This window comes from Lentzea sp. NPDC092896, from assembly GCF_044754905.1.
In the GTDB taxonomy this organism is placed as follows: domain Bacteria; phylum Actinomycetota; class Actinomycetes; order Mycobacteriales; family Pseudonocardiaceae; genus Lentzea.
Genome location: NZ_JBIVPX010000002.1, coordinates 446,122 through 467,412, shown reverse-complemented (window position 1 = coordinate 467,412; position 21,291 = coordinate 446,122). Strand labels below are relative to the sequence as shown.

The 21,291-nt window shown below is 68.2% G+C and carries 15 protein-coding genes; 6 read left to right on the top strand and 9 right to left on the bottom strand.

Annotation, left to right across the window (positions count from 1 at the left end):
- The first annotated feature begins 66 nt into the window (after positions 1 to 66).
- Positions 67 to 2,895 carry a right-handed parallel beta-helix repeat-containing protein gene (locus tag ACIQF0_RS13350; RefSeq protein ID WP_401028714.1) on the top strand — a complete coding sequence of 943 codons (2,829 nt, stop codon included), beginning with the start codon at positions 67 to 69 and terminating at the stop codon, positions 2,893 to 2,895.
- 67 nt (positions 2,896 to 2,962) lie between these two features.
- Here the strand turns inward: ACIQF0_RS13350 and ACIQF0_RS13345 are convergent, their stop codons facing one another.
- The 5 genes from ACIQF0_RS13345 to ACIQF0_RS13325 form a co-directional block, all read right to left on the bottom strand.
- Positions 2,963 to 3,739 carry an ion transporter gene (locus ACIQF0_RS13345; protein ID WP_401029948.1) on the bottom strand — a complete coding sequence of 259 codons (777 nt, stop codon included), beginning with the start codon at positions 3,737 to 3,739 and terminating at the stop codon, positions 2,963 to 2,965.
- 61 nt (positions 3,740 to 3,800) lie between these two features.
- On the bottom strand, positions 3,801 to 4,739 hold the full coding sequence (zapE, locus tag ACIQF0_RS13340) for a cell division protein ZapE (RefSeq protein WP_401028711.1): 939 nt from the start codon (positions 4,737 to 4,739) through the stop codon (positions 3,801 to 3,803).
- 28 nt (positions 4,740 to 4,767) lie between these two features.
- Entirely contained in the window at positions 4,768 to 5,181 is a 414-nt protein-coding gene (locus tag ACIQF0_RS13335; protein ID WP_401028708.1) for an FMN-binding protein, read from the bottom strand.
- 4 nt (positions 5,182 to 5,185) lie between these two features.
- Entirely contained in the window at positions 5,186 to 6,550 is a 1,365-nt protein-coding gene (locus ACIQF0_RS13330) for a ferric reductase-like transmembrane domain-containing protein (RefSeq protein ID WP_401028705.1), read from the bottom strand.
- Positions 6,547 to 6,909: a hypothetical protein gene (locus tag ACIQF0_RS13325; protein ID WP_401028702.1), complete on the bottom strand. Its 363-nt coding sequence runs from the start codon at positions 6,907 to 6,909 to the stop codon at positions 6,547 to 6,549. The genes ACIQF0_RS13330 and ACIQF0_RS13325 overlap by 4 nt, the downstream gene beginning before the upstream one ends.
- Positions 6,910 to 7,005: 96 nt before the next feature.
- Between ACIQF0_RS13325 and ACIQF0_RS13320 the strand changes: the two genes are divergently transcribed.
- The 3 genes from ACIQF0_RS13320 to ACIQF0_RS13310 all read left to right on the top strand — a co-directional run bounded on the left by ACIQF0_RS13320 (position 7,006) and on the right by ACIQF0_RS13310 (position 9,110).
- The gene (locus ACIQF0_RS13320; protein ID WP_401028699.1) at positions 7,006 to 7,947 is read left to right on the top strand and encodes a pirin family protein; all 942 of its coding nucleotides are present in this window, start codon (positions 7,006 to 7,008) and stop codon (positions 7,945 to 7,947) included.
- Positions 7,944 to 8,402 carry a hypothetical protein gene (locus ACIQF0_RS13315; RefSeq protein ID WP_401028696.1) on the top strand — a complete coding sequence of 153 codons (459 nt, stop codon included), beginning with the start codon at positions 7,944 to 7,946 and terminating at the stop codon, positions 8,400 to 8,402. Before ACIQF0_RS13320 ends, ACIQF0_RS13315 begins: the two co-directional genes overlap by 4 nt.
- Positions 8,403 to 8,699: 297 nt before the next feature.
- Positions 8,700 to 9,110, top strand: a complete 411-nt coding sequence (locus ACIQF0_RS13310; RefSeq protein WP_093589641.1) for an SsgA family sporulation/cell division regulator — start codon at positions 8,700 to 8,702, stop codon at positions 9,108 to 9,110.
- On the opposite strand, the gene ACIQF0_RS13305 is transcribed toward ACIQF0_RS13310, so the two are convergent.
- A complete protein-coding gene (locus ACIQF0_RS13305) occupies positions 9,103 to 9,990 on the bottom strand; it encodes a lysyl endopeptidase (RefSeq protein ID WP_401028693.1) in 888 nt (295 codons plus the stop codon). The two genes, ACIQF0_RS13310 and ACIQF0_RS13305, sit on opposite strands and share 8 nt — an antisense overlap.
- A gap of 121 nt (positions 9,991 to 10,111) precedes the next feature.
- Here ACIQF0_RS13305 and ACIQF0_RS13300 point away from each other — a divergent pair, with 121 nt between their 5' ends.
- Positions 10,112 to 10,927, top strand: coding sequence for a helix-turn-helix domain-containing protein (locus ACIQF0_RS13300; protein ID WP_401028690.1), 816 nt, complete (start codon positions 10,112 to 10,114; stop codon positions 10,925 to 10,927).
- Here the strand turns inward: ACIQF0_RS13300 and ACIQF0_RS13295 are convergent.
- Together ACIQF0_RS13295 and ACIQF0_RS13290 are read right to left on the bottom strand one after the other, a co-directional pair.
- On the bottom strand, positions 10,921 to 11,853 hold the full coding sequence (locus ACIQF0_RS13295; RefSeq protein ID WP_401028687.1) for a glycoside hydrolase family 6 protein: 933 nt from the start codon (positions 11,851 to 11,853) through the stop codon (positions 10,921 to 10,923). The two genes, ACIQF0_RS13300 and ACIQF0_RS13295, sit on opposite strands and share 7 nt — an antisense overlap.
- A gap of 35 nt (positions 11,854 to 11,888) precedes the next feature.
- Complete coding sequence (locus tag ACIQF0_RS13290) at positions 11,889 to 20,210, bottom strand: PKD domain-containing protein (protein WP_401028684.1); 8,322 nt, start codon at positions 20,208 to 20,210, stop codon at positions 11,889 to 11,891.
- Between the two features lie 401 nt (positions 20,211 to 20,611).
- Between ACIQF0_RS13290 and ACIQF0_RS13285 the strand changes: the two genes are divergently transcribed.
- Positions 20,612 to 21,007, top strand: a complete 396-nt coding sequence (locus ACIQF0_RS13285) for a hypothetical protein (protein WP_401028681.1) — start codon at positions 20,612 to 20,614, stop codon at positions 21,005 to 21,007.
- On the opposite strand, the gene ACIQF0_RS13280 is transcribed toward ACIQF0_RS13285, so the two are convergent.
- Positions 20,997 to 21,290 carry a hypothetical protein gene (locus tag ACIQF0_RS13280; RefSeq protein WP_360039477.1) on the bottom strand — a complete coding sequence of 98 codons (294 nt, stop codon included), beginning with the start codon at positions 21,288 to 21,290 and terminating at the stop codon, positions 20,997 to 20,999. The two genes, ACIQF0_RS13285 and ACIQF0_RS13280, sit on opposite strands and share 11 nt — an antisense overlap.
- Position 21,291 lies beyond the last annotated feature (1 nt).

Below are 21,291 nucleotides of genomic sequence, written 5' to 3'. Positions count from 1 at the left end.
GCCAAACGAGGGTAATCAATGATGCGAACCTCCCTGCCCCTGCTATCTCTGCTCCTAATAGGTTCGATGGCCGTGCCCGCTGCCACCGCGATCGCCGCACCTGCGCTGACAGGCCTGGACGTCTCGTCAGGCAATCGCCGCGCGCCTGTTTCCGGCCTGTACGACTGGTCGAAAGCCGGGTATCGCGGCAATGGCGTGCTGCCGGGAAACAATGAGGTGAACCCGAGCGCCGCCTGTCAGATCACGGCGGCGGAACTCGCTTCTCAGTTCAACGTGCGCCCGAATGACGCGGCCGACGACACGGCGGGGCTCCAGGCCGCGATCGACGCGATCAGGACTCAGTGCTCGCCCAGCGCGAGCTACACCAAGCTCAGCACCATCACGCTGCCGGCGGGCCAGCTGAAGGTGTCGAAGGAACTGCACGTCGACGCCGACTACCTGATCATCAGGGGCGCCGGCGCGACGGCGACGAAGATCGTCTACACGCCCGACGCGAACACCCGGTACGACTCGCTGACGCCGGACGGTTCGGACTGGGACGAGGACGGGATGACGTCCGGGCAGGGCAAGGGCGGCTGGCTGTGGCCGGGCCGCGGCCTGTTCCGGGTCCAGTCGCGCGGCGTGCACTCGAGCTACGCGAGCGACTACGCGGCGGCTCCGGAGAACCGCAAGGACATCTTCGAGGGCACGATCAACGTGCACTGGAAGGCCGGCGCGAAGGTGAGCACCGCCGCCAAGGCCGGTGACCGCACCATCAAGGTCGCCTCCGCCAGTGCGATCAAGGCGGGCATGTTCGTCAACGTCCGTGCCGCGAACTCGGTCAAGTTCTACGAGCAGCAGTTCGCGACGGGCACCCCGTACCCGATGCTGAACATGCACATGCGGCAGCAGATCTTCACCGTCGCATCGGTGTCGGGCACCACCGTCACGCTCGACAAGCCGCTGGAGTTCGACGTTCCGGTCAACTCCACCTCGGACGGTTCACCGGCTATTGACGGGGCGACGTACGACTCGAAGGTGTCGCCGCTGGTGGACCCGGTCCTCGGCGTCGGGTTCGAGAACTTCGGCTTCTCTCAGGCGATGCCGAACCTCAACCCCGCCGAGGCCACCAACAACTACGGCAACATGGCTCCCGCGGACGAGATGCACGGCATCGTCTTCAAGTGGGCGGCGAACTCGTGGGTCAAGGGCATCCGCGCGGAGATGACCGGGTCGCACCCGATCGTCACCGAGGAGGCCAAGAACCTGCAGATCGTCGACAACTACCTCGACGGTTCGTGGAACAAGGGCAAGGGCGGCAACGGCTACTTCCGCGGTTCGCGGGTGTGGGACTCGCTCTACGCCGGCAACACGTCGCGCAACCTGCGTCACTTCACGTTCCAGTGGTCCGCGTCGGGCAACGTCGTGGTGGGCAACGACTTCGACTCCGACCTGAACCTGCACGGCGGGTGGGAGCGCAACAACCTGTTCGAGAACAACAGCGTGAAGATCTCCTACGCGCACCGCTCCGGCAACTGCCGCGCGAACTGCGGTGAGGAGGGCGGCGGCGGGCCCGACGACTCGAACTGGTTCCCGATCTGGTGGGGCGCGGGCAAGAAGGCCGTCAAGTGGTCGGGCGCTTCCGGGCCGCGCAACGTGTTCTTCAACAACGGCATGACGAAGCAGCTGTCGACCGGTGGCTCCTACGACCCGTTCTACAGCGAGAAGTCGCGGATCTACCAGTTCGGCTGGAACGGGAGCGCGTACCAGCACCTGGACGTCGGCGGCACCGCCATCGCGGACTGGGCGAAGAACGAGCAGCGCGACTACACCGGCGGCCACGGCGTCGACGCGACCAGGACCGACTCGGCGAAGTCGTTGTTCCTCAAGAACATCCCGGCGACCTTCGCGGCGGGATCCACAGAGGACAACTTCGGCGCCCGGGCCACCATCCCGGTGTCCAACGCCGACCAGCTCAGGGCCGCGCTGCTCAACGCCAAGGCGGGCGACGTCATCCAGCTCGCGGCGGGCACCTACCGCGGTTCGTTCGTCTCGCAGAAGGCCGGCACGTCGAGCAACCCGATCACGCTCACCGGGCCCTCGTCGGCGGTACTGGTCAACGACGGCCCGTCCGGCACGGCCCCGGCCTGCCCGGTGCCGACCGCGGGCTGGGACTCCGGCTACGGCCTGTGGCTGTACAACGCGCCCTACTGGAACATCAAGGGCATCACGGTGGCGGAGTCGAAGAAGGGCATCATCCTCGACAACTCCCACCACGTCACGATCGACGGCGTGACCGTGCGCAGGACCGACGAGGAAGGCGTGCACTTCCGGCGTTCCTCCGCGGACGGCGTGATCAAGAACTCGACGATCACGGACGCCGGCGTCGTGACGAAGGACTACGGCGAGGGCGTCTACATCGGCTCCGCGAACTCGAACTGGAAGTGCCACGGCAACTCCGGCGGCGTCGACAAGTCCGACCGCGTGCAGGTGCTGAACAACAGGATCGGCCCTGGTGTGTCGGCGGAGCACATCGACGTCAAGGAAGGCACGCAGGGCGGTCTGATCAGCGGCAACACGTTCAACGGCACCGGAATCTCCGGCGCGAACTCCGCTGACTCCTGGATCGACGTCAAGGGGTTCGACTACCGGATCGAGAACAACACCGGCACCTTCTCCTCGCCCGGCACGTTCGCGAACGGCTACGAGACGCACAATCCGAGCACCGCGCCGGCGTTCGGCAACGGCTGCGGCAACGTGTGGCGCGGCAACAAGTCCGACCTCGGCAACGTCGGCGAGTACGCGGTGTACGTGTCGTCCACGTCGAAGTGCAAGGCCAACCCGAATGTCGTCCACGCCTCGAACACGGCCACCAAGGCCAAGAAGGGCGTGTCGAACATCCCGGTCACCCCGTAGAAGGCGGGGTTGCAGGGGTCCCGATCGGTGTACGGCGGCGTCGCCGATCGGGACCCCTGGCTTTTTTCTAGGCGTTCTGCCGCATCGCCCGCACTTCTTCCCTGAGCGCGCGGACCTCCATCAGCAGGAGGTCGTCGTGGTTCGCGGAACGGGGTGCGGGCACCGTGACCTCCTCCTGCATCGCGCTGCACACGACCGCGATGAACAGGTTGAGCATCGTGAACGTGCCGACCATCAGGTAGATCAGGAAGAAGATCCACGCGAACGGCTTCTGCACCATCAGGTCGCGCATGACGTCCGACCAGCCGTCGCCCGTCGTGATCTGGAACAGGGTCAGCAACGTCGGCCCCAGACCGGTGAAGCGCGGGTCGCCGGTGTCGCCGAACAGGTTGCTCGCGATCACGCCGCCGATGTAGACGAGCAGCACCAGCAGTCCCGACAACGAGACCAGGCCGGGAATCGACCGCACCAGCGCCGTGACGACCCGGCGCATGCTCGGCACCATCGCGACGAGCCGCAGCGCGCGCAGGATCCGGAGACTGCGCAGCACGGACAGCGGCCCCGCGGCCGGGATCAGCGCGATGCCCACGATGACGAAGTCGAAGACGTTCCACGGGTCCTTGAAGAACTTCCAGCCGAACGCGTACAGCCGGGCCGCGAGCTCGGCCGTGAAGATCGCCAGCGCCAGGTGGTCGATCGTCGTCAACAGCGGACCGAACTTCGCTTCCAGCACGGTCGACGTCTCGGCTCCCAGCGTGATCGCGTTGATCACGATCACGCCGACGATGAACATCTGGAACCGGTTGCTCTCCACGAGCTCGCCGACGCGGGCGCGCACCATCATCACTTGCTGCTCCTACGACAGGGGTTGTGCTACCTATCGGCGGTGGAGGCGGCCCAACTGTTCACCCGGTCGTGTTGATCAGCTCCAGGCGGCTGGCGGTGCGGGCGAGGTCGAGCGGGTGGCCGCCGAGGACGTCTTCGAGCGGGTAGTCACTCACCAGTGTCAGCCGGACGTCCTTGTCCACCAGCACGTCCACGACGTTCGCGAACCGTTGCTGTGCCTCGCGGTCGCGGGTGTCCAGTATGGGGACGCCGGTGATCACCCACTCGTCGAAGTCGACGGCCAGCACCAGGTAGTCCTGCGTCGAGGTGGGCTTCTCGCACAGGTCGCCGAAGTCGAACCAGACCTTGGAGTTCTCGGTGCCGAGCGCCGTGATGGCGCGGCCGTTGACGTCGAGGGTGATCGGGGTGGTGGGCAGTTCGGCCGCTTTGATGATCTCGCCGGTCTCGAACCGCGATCGTGGCTCGCCGTGCAGGCGCCGGTAGTCGGTGGCGCCGTTGAGCTCCACCGCGTCCATCAGTTCCTCGATCAGCGCGATGCCGGGCAGAAAGTGGTCGTGGTAGAGCGGGTTGGGCAGCAGGCCGTCCGGCGGGTAGTTGGAGGTGGCGATGATCATCACGCCGCGGGCTTGGAGCGTCTCCAACAACCGCGTCATCAGGATCGCGTCGCCGACGTCGTGCACGTGCAGCTCGTCGAACGCGAGCACCTTCGCCCGTCCGATCAGCTCCTTCACCGCCCTGGCGACGGCGCCACGTTCGTGCAGCCGTTCGGAGATCCTGCGGTGCAGCTCCTGGAAGAACGCGTGGAAGTGCACGCGTTTCTTGGGCTCCGGCAGCACGTCGAACAGCGCGTCCGCCAGGAAGCTCTTCCCCCGGCCGACGGGCCCGTGCAGGTAGACACCCCTGCGTTCGCTCGCGAGCTCGTTGAGCCTCGTGATGACTTGAAGTTGTGCGTCGTCGAGCTCGTACCCGCTGCCCGACACGTGCGCGCGAAGATCCACCGCTACCCCCGCGCACAGTCTACGAAGATCACCTGCCCGCCTGGTCGAGGGCGGCCTGCAACGACTCGACGTAGCCCTCGCTGGTGACGGTCGCCCCGCTGACGGTGTCGATGTCGGCGCTCTGCGCCTGCAACGTCTCCTGCACGAGGACCGGCAGCGCGCGAGCGTTGATCTGCTCGTCCTTGCGGTTGCCGTCCGGGTACTGCGGCACGGTGACGGCGGTGATCTTGCCGCCGTCCAGGGTGATCCGCACCTGGACCGGACCCCAGCGCGTGTCGACGGCGGGGCCCGTCACCGTGTTCGCGCCGCCGGACGACGTGCCGGCGCTCCCGGCGAGCGGCTGGGTCGCCACCGTCATCGGCCCCGACAACGAGGTGCGGTACCCGAACAGCAGGACGACGGCGGTCGCCGTGCCCAGGAGCCAGGCCAGAACGCGCTTCATCCGGTCACCACCTGAATTCCTCGACGTGGACGTGGTCAGCGGGGACGCCCGCGGCGCTCGCGGCGCGACGCACGGACTCCGCCCACGGCGCAGGCCCGCACACGTAGACGTCGCGCTCGGCGATGTCCGGCACCAGGTGCCGCAGCGCGGACAGGTCGTCGACCGGCACGCCGTCACCCAGCCACGACCCGGCCGACCTGCGGTGGCCCGGCAGATCGACGACGTGCAGGCCGCGTTCGCGCACCAGCGCGCCGAACTCGGCCGCGAACAGCGGGCGACGCGCGAAGCGGTGCAGCAGGACCGCTTCCCCCGGTCCGTACCCGAGTCCCTCCGCGAGCGCGCGCAGCGGCGCCACGCCGACACCGGCTCCGACCAACGCGACCTTGCGGCGGGTTCGCGCGCGGTCGGTGAGCCTGCCGAACGGGCCTTCGAACAACACCGGCGTTCCGGGCCGCATCTCCCGCAACGCCGTGCTGCCGTCGCCGAGCCCCCGCACGGTGATGCGCAGGCTGCGACCGTCCGGTGCGGCCGACAGCGAGTACGGGTTGGCGCGCGTCCACCCGGCCCGGTTCAGGAAGCGCCAGCCGAAGAACTGCCCGGCCTGCGCCGGCATCCTGCCGAGGTCCTGTCCGGTCAGGTAGACCGACACGACGTCGTCGTCCTCCGGCACGACCGACGTCACGCGCAGACGATGCCGCGCGTTGCGCCACAACGGCAGTCCGAGCCGCCACACCAGCACCGCGACCAGCGCGACCGCCCACAGGCTCCACCAGTAGACGGTGGCGGCCGTCGAGGTGAGGAACTCCTGGCCGGTCCACAGCTGGTGCGGCAGCGCGAGTCCGACGCCGAGGTAGCCGTAGAGGTGCAGCAGGTGCCACGACTCGTAGCGCAGTTTCGCTCGGGCCGCCCTGATGCTCGTGACGACCGTCAGCACCAGACACGCGGTGCCCGCGAGCGCGAGCAGCATCGCCGGGTAGTCGATGACGAGTTCCCAGAGCTCCGCGGGGAACCGGGTCAGGTCTCCCGCCGCGTACCCCCACGTGATCAGCACCAGATGCGCGAGCACGAGGTTGAACGAGGTGAAGCCGGTGAGCCGGTGCACCGCGATCAGGCGGTCCTGGCCGAACGCCCGTTCCAGCAGCGGCAACCGCGCCATCAGCAGCACCTGCACGAGCAGCAGGTCCGACCCGAGCAGGCCGGTGAGGCGGCCCAGCGAGTTCAGCCCTGACTCCCAGCCGCCGAGGTCGCCGATCCCGCCGCCCGCGGCCCACCAGTACGTGACGAGCGCGAGCCCGGCCCACAGGAGCACGACGGCGACGCCCCGCACCCCGGAGTCGAGCGGACGTCTTCGCCCGGCGTCCGGCGTCATGTCCCCTGCCCGTCCTGCCCCGGAAGATCACCCTGCGTGCCGTCCGGCGGCGTGCCGAACCTGCCGTCGCCGCGTCCCTCACCGGGCAGCTGCCTGCCGCCGGGGAGCTGCCCTTCGCCGGGGAGGCGGCCCGAGTCCTGCCGCACCTCGCTCGCGCCGTCGCCCGCCACCGCGTGGCCCAGCGCGAACCCGCCGGCCCCGGTGAGCACCGCGAGGCCGAGCGCCCCCGCGACCACCGGTCCGGTGAGCCGGCGCGGTGTCCGCCCGGCGGGAACAGGCTGAGCCGGTGGCGGCACCGTGGCCGTAGCGGCACCTGGCTCCCAGCGGGACCCGCTGGGGGTGTTCGGGTCGACGTCCATGTGACTCTCCTTCGTTCTCCGCCCATGCTCGACGCCGCGGCTGTACGCAGGGGAAGAGCCAGCTGTGAGTCAGCTGAACCGCTTACGATCACCGGCGTGAGCAATGTCGAGGCCGAGCCCGCGGAAGTCACGTGCACCTCCTCCCCCGGCGACGTGGAGGTCCTGACGCCGCGCGACGTCCCCCTGGGCGGCCCGCGAGCGATGTCGGTCCGCCGGACGCTCCCCCAAAAACAACGATCGCTCATCGGCGCGTGGTGCTTCTGCGACCACTACGGCCCCGACGACGTCAGCATGGACGTGGCCCCGCATCCCCACACGGGCCTGCAAACCGTCAGCTGGCTGTTCACCGGCGAGATCGAGCACCGCGACAGCCACGGCGTCCACGCCTACGTGCGCCCAGGCGAACTCAACCTGATGACCGGCGGCAGCGGCATCGCGCACTCCGAGGTGTCCACCGCCGCGTCCTCCGTGCTCCACGGCGTACAGCTCTGGCTCGCCCTGCCCGACGGCCACCGCGACGCCCCGCGCGACTTCCAGCACCACGTCCCGCCGACCGTGCTGGTGGACGGTGCCGCTGTGCGCGTGTTCCTCGGCTCGCTGGCCGGGTCGACGTCGCCCGTGCGCACTTTCACCCCGCTGCTCGGCGCCGAGATCGTGCTGCCCGCGGGTGCGTCGCTGACTTTGGACGTGGCGCCGTCGTTCGAGCACGGCGTCCTGCTCGACACCGGTGACGTGACGCTGGGTGTGACCGCGCTGTCTCCTGGCTCGCTCGGGTACGTCGGCACTGGGCGTTCGACGCTGACGCTCTCGTCGGTTGACGGTGCGCGGGTCGTGTTGCTGGGCGGCGAGCCGTTCGGCGAGGAGATCGTCATGTGGTGGAACTTCGTCGGGCGCACGCACGACGAGATCGCCGGGTTCCGGGAGGAGTGGCAGGCGGAGACGGACCGGTTCGGGCGGGTCGAGGGCTATCCCGGGGATCGTCTGCCGGCGCCGCCGTTGCCGGGCGGGCGGCTGCGGCCGCGCGGCAACCCGGCATGACAGCCGTGGACGACGCCGCACGGCAGGCCGTGGTGACCGCGCTGGTCCGGCTGGCGGCCAGTCCCCACTGCGACGACAGGGCGGACGCCGGGCGTGGTCTGGCGAGCTTCGCCGACGTACCCGCGGCCCGCCCGGTGCTGCTGGAACTGGTGCTCGACCCCGCGGACACGTTCGTCACCCAGGAGACGGCCGAGGCGCTGTTCCGCCGTGGCGACGCGGCGGCGTTCGCCATCATGAGCGCCGCGGTGGTGGCCGCCGGCGACGAGCAGGCCGACCACCTGCACGCCGCTCTCCTCGCCGTGCAGGGCGTGTACGAGCGCGAGCGGGACGCGGCGGTGAAGACCTGTCGCGAGCTGGCGCAGGACCCGGCCCAGCCCGCCGAGGTGCGGGACGGAGCGGCGGCACTCGTCGCCGACCTCACCGCCTTGCGGCCATCACTTTCCGTGCCGAATTAACTACAGAAAGCACTTCCACATTTAAGTCGAATTAAGGTAACGAGCTTCCCCGTCTCAGCATCCGGGCCTTCCCATACCGCATCCAGCTCGCCCCAGCTGGTGATTTCTTCCACAGATGACCGAACCCCACCAGCACAAAGAACACATACCCGCAGGTCAGAACAGGTGAACAGCCCCGTCTCACCTGGTGAGCCGAGCCGGTTGTCAAAAGTCATACTTCGGGACCATTGAAAATCACGTTCTGATCGCTTTTCCTGATCGAGGCATCCACGGAGGCTGCTGTACGTCTTAGGGGGCATGACGAACGTGACACGAGTGGGCGCCGAGTCCGTCTTCGCCTTCATCGCCCCCTCCGGGCGCCCCTTGCCCGTCGAGGTCGAGCTGGGCTACCGCGCCGACGACCCGCACGCCGTGACCATGACGTTCCGCATGGGACGCCAGGAGACCGTGTGGCTCGTGAGCCGGGACCTGCTCGCCGACGGGTTGATCACCACCAGTGGTGCCGGCGACGTGACGCTGCGGCCCCACAACTCCACCACCGCCGTGCTCGAGCTGCGCTCTGACGTGTCGCACGCCGTGTTCCACGTGCAGTCGTCGGAGATGCAGGAGTTCCTGAACTCGACCTACGACGTAGTCGCCCCCGGTCGTGAGAACGACTACGTCGACTTCGAGGCCGAGCTCCGCAAGCTGCTCGACCCGACTAGCTGACGCCGTTGCGGATCGCCGTCGCGTAGGCCGCGGCGGTGCCTTGGGACGCGCACGCCTTCATGTCGTCGTAGAGCCACATGAAGCCGCCGGTGATGCCGGCCGAGGTCTTCCACGACCGCATCTTGCTCTGCACGGTGGCGGGTGAGTCGCCGGCCGAGCAGCCGGAGCCGTGTTTGCTCCACAGGCCAGGGTCGACCGTCATTCCCAGGGCGCGGTTCCAGGTCGCCGGGTTGTTGCCCGCGCCGCCCGCGTAGCCCTGCAGGTACGCGCGGTCTACCAGTGAGCCGAGGTTCGACTTGAGGCTCGCCCAGAACGACTGGTTCGTGTACGGCGCGAACGTGAACTTCGAGTACCCGAGGCCCGCCGCCATCCGTGCGAAGGCCGCGGTCGGGGCCACCTGGTAGAACGACTCGTCGTCGTTGTTGATCGCGTCGGCGCCGGTGGCGGTTTTCAGAGCCTGGAAGTTGCGGTACAGGATCGAGGACGAACCGGTGCCACCGGAGCTGATCAGCGCGGCGATGTTCTCCCAGTCCCGCACGCCCCACGAGCCGACCGACACCTCGACGCGGTTGACGGAGGTCGGGGCCTGCTTCAACGTCCGCAGGCGCGCGGGCCAGCCGGAGTCGCCGACGTAGCGGCCGTTCTGCACGAGCAAGATGTCGTTGTAGTAGAGATCGCCGTTGGGGTGCACGTGGATGCTCCAGAGGATCACCGTCGTGAACCCGGAGGAGCGCAGGGTGTTCATCACGGCTTGGCCGTCGGCGTAGAACGGGCCGCCGCCGAAGACCGCCGAACGCGGTGTCGCCTGTGCGGAAGCCGGTACGGCGAAGACCAGGGCCAGTAGTGCGGCGAGAAGAGCGGGGATCCAGGGCCGCCTCATCAACGCAACTCCCATCGTCAGGGCGGCGGCCTACGCCCAACCTTAGCGGCGCGATCAAGAGCGCGTTTTCACCCGAACGAGCCTGTGGCATGGAGTTGTTCCAACCCATACGTTCGAGGTCGTGACCGTGACGACTTCCACCGCGTACAGCAGGGATCTGGGCGACGAACTGCGCCGGCTCAGGCAGAGGTTCACCGGCTTGAGGGGCCGCGCGATGGCGCTGCAGCTCGGCTGGGATCCGAGCAAGGTCTCCAACCTCGAGCACGGCAAGATCAGGGGCAGCGACGTCGACCTCGCGCAGTACCTCACCGTGTGCGGCAAGGACATCGACTACTTCGACGACTTCCTCCGCCGCTACCACAACGCTTTCGACCCGTACCTCGCGCAGGCGCCGGACAGCCTGCGCACCCTCACTATGACGGAGGCGATGGCCACCGGCATCACCGCCTACGACGTCCTGACCGTCAACAGCCTGCTGCGGACGCCGAAGTACGCGCGGGCCGTGCAGGCCGCGACCGGGCAACCGCTCGAAGACCTGGACCGGCAGGCGGTCATGCGCCGCCCCAACGGGCCCAAGTGCGTCTTCTACCTGCACGAGCTGGCGTTGCGGATGCGGCTCGGCGACGACCAGGTGATGGAGGAGCAGTTCGTGTGGCTGCTGGCGAACTCCTCCGTCGTGCGCATCGTGCCCGAGGAGGCGACGTCCGCTGCGTTCCAGTCGGCGTGCACGTTGTTCGAGTTCGAGAAGGCGTCGCCGCTGGTGTTCGCGGAATCCGGCTACACCAGGGTCTTCGCCCAGGGCGAGGCGGCCGTCGAGCGGAGCAGGAGGCTCTTCGACCTGCTCGAGGACGTCGCCCTGGACGAGCACCAGTCACGGCGCAAGCTCGCGGAGTATCGCGGGCCCACACCGCTGCGCAGCCTGGTCAGGACTCAGTAGCCGTACACCAGGTCGAACGCGAGCTGCGGGTCGAACTGGCCCGCGTCGACGCCCGGTGCCTTGCCGCAGCGCCCGTCCGAGTCGCCGGGAACCTTGACCCACAACAACATCTCCGCGCCGCCACCGGTGCGGGCGGGCGTGCCCAGCTTCCGTCCGCCGGGGTTGCACCACTCGCCGTTGTGGCCGTTGCCGTTGCGGCTGGTGTCGATCACGTACGGCTTGGTGTAGCCGGGAAGCGCGCCGCTGACGGAGTTGCCGTACGCCGTCGAGGCCGCGGTGGTGTGGTAGTTGGACACGTTGATCGAGAAACCGCGCACGTTGCGCACGCCCGCCGCGTCCAGGCGGGCGGCCATCGTCGCGGCCGGCACCCACTGCGCGTTGCCGGCGTCGAGGTAGGCCCACGTGTTGGGCGCCTTGGCCTTGAACTGCTCGGTGGCGTACCTGATCATCGCCGTCCGCTCGGCGATCTTCGCGCTGTCCATGCAGTTGAAGTCCGCCAGCGAGTCCGGCTCGATCACCACCACGGCCGGGCGCGTGCCGATGGCTGTGGCGAAGGAGGAGATCCAGGTCCGGTAGGCCTCCGGCGTGCCGGCACCGCCTCCGGAGTGGCCACCGCACGCGTCGCGGCCGGGGATGTTGTAGGCGACCAGGACGGGCAGCTTGGTGCCGGTCTTGTTCACATAAGCCGACACCGACGTCTTGATGTCGCCGCTCCAGGCACCGAACCAGCGGGCGATCGGCTTGGAGGAGATGTTCGCCTTGATCGCGGCCTGGCGGCCGTCGCCCGCGTGGTCGCGCACCCACACGGCGGGGTTGGAGTCCGGGTCGACGTAGAAGCCGTCGGTCATGCCGACGGGACTGGCGGCGTGGGCGGCCGGGGCCATGGCCACGACGGCCAGCACGGCCAGCGCGAGTGCTCTGATCATGTCCGGCACACTCGCGCCGTGCGCTTAAGGCGTGGTTATTTCACGCGCACCACGACTTCACCGCCCTTCACCGGCAGCGGTGCCGCAGTCGTCCCGACCTGGTGGTACGTGGCGCCGGTCGAGATCTTCACGGTGAAGGCATAGGTGTCGCGCGTGCCCGGATCACCGTTGTCGGTCACGTCCAATCGGCACGACAGATTGCTCATGCCCAGCGACGTCACCCGCTTGCCGGTCTTCGGGTCGAGCACGGTGACCGAGCACTTCGACGTGAACGCGATGCTCTTGGCGCCGAATGTGAGGCTGCCGCCCACGAAACTGTCGGTCTTGATCACGTAGTTGTAGCCGTTCACACCGCGGAACGAGTAGACGGACTGGCCCAGGGTCAGCCCCAGTCTCGTGGTGGCGATGAAGCCGAAGGTGCCACGGGTGTTGGCCGCCACCGCGACCGGCTTGCCGTCGGTGCCGGGATCGGTCACCCATCCCGCCCCGAGCGCGTACTTGCCTGCGATCGGCTGGTACACGCTCAGCACTGCAGGATCGGAGTCGGCGGAGACGAAGTGGCCGTTGGTAGCCGGCACCGAGGCGACCACGGTCCAGTTGTCGACGGCGACGGTGGAGACGGTGCACGTCGCCACCCCGGCAGTGGTCGAGGTCGCCTCACACCGCAGATCAGGGGCAGCGGGGTCCATGGTCGTGTTGCTGCTCCGATAAAGCCGGAACACAACCGACGCCTTGGTGAGATCGACGGTGCCGCCAGGCGCGACGGTCACCTGCGCGCGCAGGTCGATGCTGCGCGCCGAGGTCGCGGTCGCGGATCCGGTGGACACCGAAGCCGGACCTGTGTACGCCACGGTGACAGCTCGCTTCGCCACGACAAGGGTTCCTGACGCACCAGCGGCGAACGTGTAGTTAGCCGCGCCGAGTGAACCCGGCGTGCAGGTGATCGGATGGGAACCCGAAGGCGACGTCGCCGTCGCGGTGGTCGTGCAGAGAGCTGAACCCGTCACGACCCCGTTCGACGCGGTCTCCCCCGCCACGAACCCGGCCAGCCTCGCCGTGAGCGCTGGAAGTGTGTCGCCGTAGGTGGTGCTCGCGCTGTTCGCGTTGACGGTGAGCGGCACCTTGGTGACGGTGAGCGCTCCAACACGGCCTGGCGTGAACGTGTAGTTCAGCGCGGACAACCCGTTCGTGCCGCAGGTGATCGCGTTCTGGTGCACTCCCGCGTTCTTCGGCGCTTCGGGTGCCAGCACGCACGGCGCAGTCCCGACGACCACGTTCTTGTCATCACCGTTGACGAAGCCGACGACGTCATGGGCGAGTGGCGGCGACTCCGCGCCATAAGGCTTGGTGGCATCGCGCGCGTCCACTCTCAGCACGGCCCGATCAACTCGCTGGGTCAGCGTCGCCGAGGCACGGCCGAACTCCGCGGAACCGTTGTACGAGGCCGTGATCGAGTGTGTGCCAGCGGCGAGCATGCTCGTGGCGCACGTACCCGCACCGTTGGCGAGCGGCACGTCCGAACACCCCGGCAAGGCGCTGCCGTCCAGGCTGAACGTTGCGGTGCCGGTCGGGACCGGTCCACCCGCCGTCACCGTCGCGGTCAAGGTGAGGTTGTCGCCGTACGCGGCCGTCTCCGAACTGCTCGTCAAGGCGACCGAGGTCGGCGTGGTGGGTGCCGGTCCCAGGTCGAGGCCGTACCAGCCGCTCTCACCCGCTTTGTCGGTGGCCCGGAGCGACGCCCACATCGGTCCGTTGCCTGTGAACTGGTGCCGCGCGGTCGCACCGTGGGCCACAGTTCCGTCCGAGAACGTCCATTCGTAGACGTAGGCCGTGTTGGCATCTCGTGCCTCGAAGTCGAATGCCCCAGGCACACCGTCGACGGGTCGTGAGACGGCCACCGCAGTGGGCGTCGGCGGCGGGGGAACCTCGGCATAGGCGGATACCTGCGTCGGCTCACCGGCGGAGTTGACGTCGTCCCCGAAGAGCTTGACCTTCCACTCGCCCTGGCCCGGGTTCGGCACCTCGAGCCATCGGGACGTACTGTCTCCGCCCGTGCGCACACCGGGTGTGTGCCGGTCGTACTCAGTCCCCTGTGGACTGACCAGCTTCAACGACACCGTGCTGCCCGGCCACGCGGCGGAGGCGCGCAGCGACCTGCTCCCAGCCGCGACGTACACGGCGCCGGCGTTCACCTCGCCGCGGGACGGCACGGTGAACACGTCGAGGACGCCCTTCTTGAGCTGGTCCGCCGCTGCCCGCTCGTAGGCCTTCTGTCCCTCCGCGTTGGGGTGCAACGAGTATGAGAGCGGACCGAGCTTCAGCGGGTCGGAGAAGTCAGGAGCAACGAGGCCGTGGAAGTAGCTGTCGTCGTTCCTCGAACCATCCCGGCAGAGCTCGTGGCCCTCGAAGTAGTCCTGCGCGTCGACCAGCTGGATCCGCGAGTTGTGCCTGCTCTCCACGGTTTCTCTGATCACCCGGTTCAACTCGCTGGTGAGGTACTCGACGGTCCTGATCTCCAGGCTGTCGAGCTTGGAGACGGGCAGGCCGATGACGGAGAACAGATCGCACCTGCCGAGGAAGATGTTGTCCGGTTTGACGACCTGTGGGTAGGACTGCACCAGGATCTGGGCGTTCGGCGCTCTCTCCAGCAGTGCGTTGTAGACCCGTGTCAGTCGATCCCGCAGCTTCTCGTTGGAGAGGTTGCGCGGGGAGACGACGCGGTCCGCGTCGAGGTCGAGCAGGTCCTCGGCAGAGGTGATCGTCTGAAGGAGCTGGTAGGCGCACAGGATTTCGTCCTGCCGCGTCAAAGGGTTGACACACGCGTTCGCAGGTATGCGATCCCAGACCTCGCCCACGCGGTCGAGAAACCCGTTTCCACCGATCGCCATCTTCGCCAGGACGTCCAAGGTGCAGTCGGTGATGGCGCAGTTCGTCGCCACGTCCTTGAACCCGATGTCGTTGCCTCCCACGGAGAGCGTGATGACATCGGTGAACTGGCTGACCTGTTCTCGCTGAGGCCGCTCACCGCTGTGCGGTTTGGACTCTTCGAAATCCTTGGCGATCGCACCGGAGCAGGCGGCGAACGTCGCGGGTTCCAGGAGAGCAGGGATCGAACGGTCCGCGGCCAGAAGCCGCGCGTAGGAACTGAAGGACCGGTGGCACTTGTTACCGCCGACATAGCCGCTCACGTCGGACGCCGTGTCCGACTCGAACTGCGGCACCCCCTCGCCAGCCGAGAACGAGTCACCCAGCGAGACGTAGCGGGACGGCCCCACACCCACCGAGTGCCGGTACTCCCTGGTGCCGTCGGAAAGCTTGGTCACCACCCCGTAGTAGCGGCCCTCCATTCTCTCGGTCGAGGGAATCGACACCTCGTCCGTGCTGAGTGCGTCGTTCCGCTTCTTCCACACACCGCCGCGCAGAGACTGCCGGGTCCACAGTTCGTAGCCCGTCACGGTGACGCCGTCGGCGACCTGCGGCCTCGTCCAGTTCAGATCGGCGTTGTCAACGCCGCCGCGCTGCCTCACCTCCATCTCGATCGCGTGGACGCTCGTGGGTTTGCCCTGCGGGCGGTCCCTGAAGCCGAACTGCGGATGCAGGTCCACGTCGCCGCCCGTGCGTTCGACGAACGACTTGCCCAGCACGGCGTGCAGCCGGGTCACCTCTTCGTTGCCCACGCCCGCGAACACGACGTACTCGGCGGTCCACGTACCGCGCGATGCGATGACACCGGTGCCCTGCACCTGGTTCAGTCCTGGCGCGTAGTCGAACAGCGCTTGGTCGTCCGGCGCGTTCTCCGGCCGGTCGAACATCTCGATCTGCATGTTGTAGACCGGGACGTCCGACTCGTTGTGGATCTCGACGTCCACGTGGTAGGGACCCCAGCGCACGATGTCCTGGTCGACCTTGATGGTCGTCCGCAGCTTCGACGCTCCGACCACCTCCACGTCGGACTGGCTGCGGGCGGTGAGGTAGACGGGTTCGCCGATCGGTTCGACCGAGCCCGAGTAGGTCGCGGACAGCGGGTACTTGCCTTCGGTGTCACCGCGGACGACCCAGCTCACCGTGCGGCTCTCCCCGCCGGGTACCGCGTCGACGGACTGCGACAGGCTCTGCGGCACGGGCGTCGGCGCGAGCGACAGGCCGCCGGGCAGCTGGAGGTTCGCCACGCCGTGCTCGAAGGTGAAGCCACCGGTCAGGTTCTGCACGATCAGTTTGACGTCGAAGAACTCCTTCAGGAACGACGCTCTCATCGGCAGCACGAGCCACTGGATGATCGGCTCGTTCCGCACGTACGTCACGCGCGGCAGGTACTGGTACTCACCGACGGTGAAGCACGGGTTGAGAAGCGATGTCGGCGAGCACGAACCGCTTCCCCCACCACCACCGCCGCCCGGTTCGCTCGGCTGACCGCATTCTCCGACGCACTCGATTCCGTTCGGCGTCACGATGAACGGGAGGACCCGACCGCTGTCCGGCTCGCCGGGTTCGAAGTAGAGGTGGATGTTCGCTTCGTAGACGTGGCTGTTCACCGGGTCGGCGACATCGATGCCCTTCTCGATGATCTCCTCGTAGGTCAGCCTGCGCTGGTCGAGCGTCGCCGCGCCCACCTCGCCGACGACGAGGGTGGCGGAGACCTCGCCCCGGCCGCCGGTGACGGTGGTGGTCACCGCCTGCGGACGGTGTCCGGTGGCCCAGACGTAGAGCGTCGTGCTGCCGTCGTCGACGTTCGCGAGAACGGCTTTGCCGGTGCCGTCCGTCGTGGCGCTCAGCCGGGAACCGTCGGGCCGCACGATCAGCGCCTGGGCTCCGGGCAGGGCGCCACCGCTTCCCGACACGTGCACGATCAGGCCCTGCTCGGCGGGAGGTGCCTGCACGGTGATCTTCGCGGTGTCGGTGGCGGTGTCCTGGCCGATCTTCGTCGTCAGCCAGGCGGTGTACTCGCCGGGTGCGGAGTAGGTGTGCGTCACCGCGGCGCCGTCAGCGGTGGCGCCGTCGCCGAAGTCCCAGTGGTACGAGGAGATCGCCGCAGACGGCCTCGACGCACCTCCGTCGAAGGCGACCTGGTCGCCGGTGGTGGCTCGCTGGTCGTCACCCGCGTTCGCGGTGTGGGGTTCTCCGAGAGCCGACACCACGACAGCCGTCCTGACCGTCGTCCGCTGGCCGTCGCTGACCGCCAGCCGCACGAGGAAGCTGCCCGGCACGTCGTAGGTGTGGCTGACCGGCCCGCGCGGGAGTGCTCCCGACGCCGGTGGCGTGCCGTCGCCGAAGCTGATGCTGTAGCTCAGGGCGTCCTGTTCGGCGTCGCTGCCTCCGATTGAGGCGTTCACGACCAGTGGCGTGGTGCCCGATGACCGGTCGAGGGCCAGTTCCGCCACCGGAGCCGTGTTCGGCCGGCCTGTGGCGGTGATGTCCACCGCCGACGTGGAGGCGGCACCGGCCGAGTTCGTGACGGTGACGATGGCGCGCCGCACGCCCGGAGCCGTGTAGGTGTGGGGTATCTCGATCGTCGGATACGGGGAGACCGCGTCACCGGAGACGTTCGGCGTGCCGTCTCCGAAGTTCACGACGTAGTGCACGGCTCGTGCCTGAGGGTCCGAGGTGTCGACGCGCAGCGTCGTGGCGAGCGGTGCGGGTCCGGAGAGCGGGTCCGCGCTCACCGTCAGCGGTAGCGACGTGACGTCGATGAGCACGGGTGTCGGGGTTGCCGACCACCAGTGACGCACTCCGAACGCGTCGGTGGACTGCACCGTCGCGTGCAGCACGGCGGGTCCGTTGCGCAGCGATCCGGTGAGCAGGCTCGTTCGCCACAGCCCGTCCGCGGAAGGGTTGAAGATCGAGGCCTGACCGCCGGTGTCGAACGAGGTGTCGACCTGGGTGACCGGGTAGCCGGAGGTCGGCTGGAACGCGAGCCGGGCAACGCCGGCGAGCGTCGTGCCGGGAGCTGGGGTCACGAGGCTGCCGGGGCGTCTGGAGTCGATGCCGACCTCGACCGAGGCCTCCCCTGTGTGGCCGGAGGAGGTCGTGGCACGAACTCGCAGCGTGTAGGCGCCGTCCGATGCCATGGCTCCGGTGTCGGTGCGGCCGTCCCACTCGGCGTGGTTGTTCCAGCCCGGGCAGTAGGGGTTGCCGGACTTGGGCGTGGCCGCCTCGAGCGTGCGGACGGTCGCACCGGTGCCGTCCGCGACGGTGACGTCGACGTTCGCGTTGCCTGACAGGCAGTAGTAGGCGTCGAGGACGTCTTCCTGGTCGTCACCGTTCGGGCTGAAGTACCGATGGGTCTGGTGGTGAACGGACACCTGCGGCGCGTTGTCCATCACGACCGGAACCCGTGGAGTCGTCCAGCTTTGGCCTCGGCCGAACGGGTCGATCCACTGCACGGTCGCGGTGACGTGGTTGGCGCCGCTCGCGCACCGCGTGGTGTCAGCGGTACCGGTGAACTTGCCGTTGGTCTCGGGCGAACCCGAACTTCCCATGCCCGCTTCCGCGCACGCCACGCTGACATTCGTCAGTTCGAATCCGGTGGTGGGGCTGAACGACCAAGGAACCTCCCCGGACAGCGCGGCATTCGGTGCCGGTGCGGTGAGCACGCCGGGCGGGCGTGTCTCGACGCCGACCTCGATCGTGGCATCGCCGGTCTGGCCCGAAGAGTCGGTCGCCCGCACGCGCACGGTGTAGACGCCTCCTGGCACCACGGCACCGCTGTCGTTCTTGCCGTCCCAGCCCGACCAGAGGTTCCAGTTGCAGTAGACCCCACCGGTGCGATCCGCTTGCGTCTCGACTGTGCGCACCGACGAACCCGACGAGTCCGTGACGGTGATGTCGACCTTCGCGTTCTTGCTCAGGCAGAACGTGAAGTCCACGGTGTCGTCCTGGTCGTCACCGTCCGGGCTGAAGTAGCGGTGCGCGTACGGATTGATCTCGACCCGCGGCGGGTTGTCGACGGTGACCGGTGTCGGCGGCGAGGTCCACCCGTGACTCGATCCGAAGGGGTCCGTCCAGTGCACCTGCGCCACCAGGTCGTTGCGGCCGGCCGCGCAGCTCGTGGAGTCGGCGGTAGCGGTGAACGCGCCGTCGGGAGCCGCTGCCCGGGAGTAGCCGAGACCGCCGGAACCCGCGCAGTACAGCGCGACCTCGTAGACGTTCATGCCGACGGTCGGGACGACCCTCCACGTCACGGAGCCTGCCAGGACATCTCCTGCGACCGGAGACGCCACCGAACCCGGAGTGCGCCTGTCGACGCCGACTTCGATCGAGGCGGAACCGGACTGGCCCGACGAGTCGACCGCGCGGACGCCCACTGCGTAGACACCGTCCGCGACGATCTGACCCGCGTCGGTCTTGCCGTCCCACTCGGCGTAGTTCGTGCCGTAGGCGCAGACGGAATGACCGTACTTGGAGGCGGCGGACTCGATCGTGCGCACGGCGGCACCGGCCGAGTCGGTCACGGTGACATCGACCTTCGCGGGCTTGGACAGGCAGTAGGCGACCGACGCGCTGTCCTCCTGGGAATCTCCGTTGGGGCTGAAGTACCTGTGCGAGTACGGCTGGATCTCGACTCGCGGCGGGTTGTCGACGACGACGGGCACGACCGGAGCGGTCCACCAGTGCCGCGCTCCGAGGCCGTCCGTCCACTGCACGCCCGTGGTCAGGCGGTTTTCACCGGCCTGGCACTGGGTCGTGTCGCCGGAGCCGGAGTAGGTGCGATCGGCGTTCGCGATCGTCGCGGACCCCAGTGCGGCGCCGGAGCAGTCGACGTGCACGTCGCTGACGGCGAAACCCGCCGACGGCGTGAACGTCCAGCTGACGGTTCCGGACAGCGTGCTGTTCGGACTCGGCGCGGTCAGCGCGCCGGGGATGCGGCTGTCCACTTCGATCGCGACGACGTCGTCAGCGGTCCTGCCTTCCGCGTTCACCGCGTGCAGGCGCGCCTCGTAGACGCCGTCGGGCACGACGGTGCCGGAGTCCGACCTGCCGTCCCAATCCGCGTAGTTGTAGCCGTAGCACGACGGATTTCCGCTGTGCGACACAGCCGACTCGATCGTGCGCACGACGGTTCCGCCGTCGCCGACGATCGTGATGTCCACGTTGGCCGGTTCGGTCAGGCAGTACACGACCGTCTGGACGTCCTCCTGCCCGTCGCCGTTGGGACTGAACGACCGGGGCGGTGAACTGACGTCGACCGAGAACGTCGGCAACGCGCTCGCGATCGTCCACGTGGCCAGGCCGAAACCCGCCACGGACGCGGCCAGCACAGCGAGGCGCACGACTCGGTGCCGCCAAGCCGCCCTGACGGCGCCGCCGACGCGGTGTCGTACGCCAGGTTCGTGCGATGCGCAGGCATCGTCAGTACGCATGTCGGCTCCGCAACGTCAAGAAGCAGTCGCGTGCCCGCCTCAGGCGGCTGCTTGCCGATGTCAGTTCCCGCGTGGCACCCAAAATCCCGGCGGCCAGCGGCTACATCAATGACGCACGAATGATCGTTACAGGTCGCACATTGAATTCTTCTATTGCCTCGCGGGGGCTGTGCCCACTCCGCAGTCAGGAGTGGACAGAGCGTTGACGAAGGACGCCGAACGGGTGAAACATGCTGCGGAACAACGACTTGACGCAACGCGACGCCCCACTGGACCGATAGGACGAAAATGACGAGATCGCGACCTGGATGTGAGCGGACATATTCCTTCTGACCGCGCAACAAACCGGCTCTTCCGACCTAGGAGCGCACTTACGTCTCACCAAGCTGAGCAATGACCAGGTGCACGCGTACGCGGTGTACTGCGCGGCGGCCGAAGCCGTGTGCAGGACCATGCTCCCGGTCGACGTGCGTTCCGAACCCCGACGCTATCGACTGCGGGTCGGCGGACGGCTGGTGCAGGTGTTCGGCAAGCGCTCGGACGAGTGGCAGCTGTCCGACGCGTTGAAACCGTTGGCACCGGACACCGACGCCGTGGTGTTCGTGGACCTGGAAGGCGAACACCCCGAGTTCTACCCGGTGCCCGCCGACTGGTTCCGCCACGACGTCGAGAAGCGGTACACCGAGTTCCTGGCACGCGTCGGCACGCGTCCCAAGAACCCCGACAGCCGCCACTACGCGGTGCCGCCGTCCCACGTCGTGCGGTGGTGGGACAAGTGGGACGTGTTCAGCGGCTGAGGCCGGGCTGAAGCGGCAGCAACGGCGAGACCACGCGAGCGAACGGGCCGCTCTGCACGACGCCGCCCTCAGGTCCGGCGAACGGCGCGGCGGGGTCGAGCGCGTCCGGCATCCGGGCCCACACGGCCCACCGCTCGTCCCACGCCTGGATCACGTCGAGTTGCCCGCCGGGAAGGAACCGGGCCAGGTGCACCCCTGCGACCTGCCCGGTGTTCCCGAGCAGCGGGAGCAGCCGGAAGCCGCCTTCCCGCCGCAACCTCTCGATCAGCTCCGCGCTGTCCATC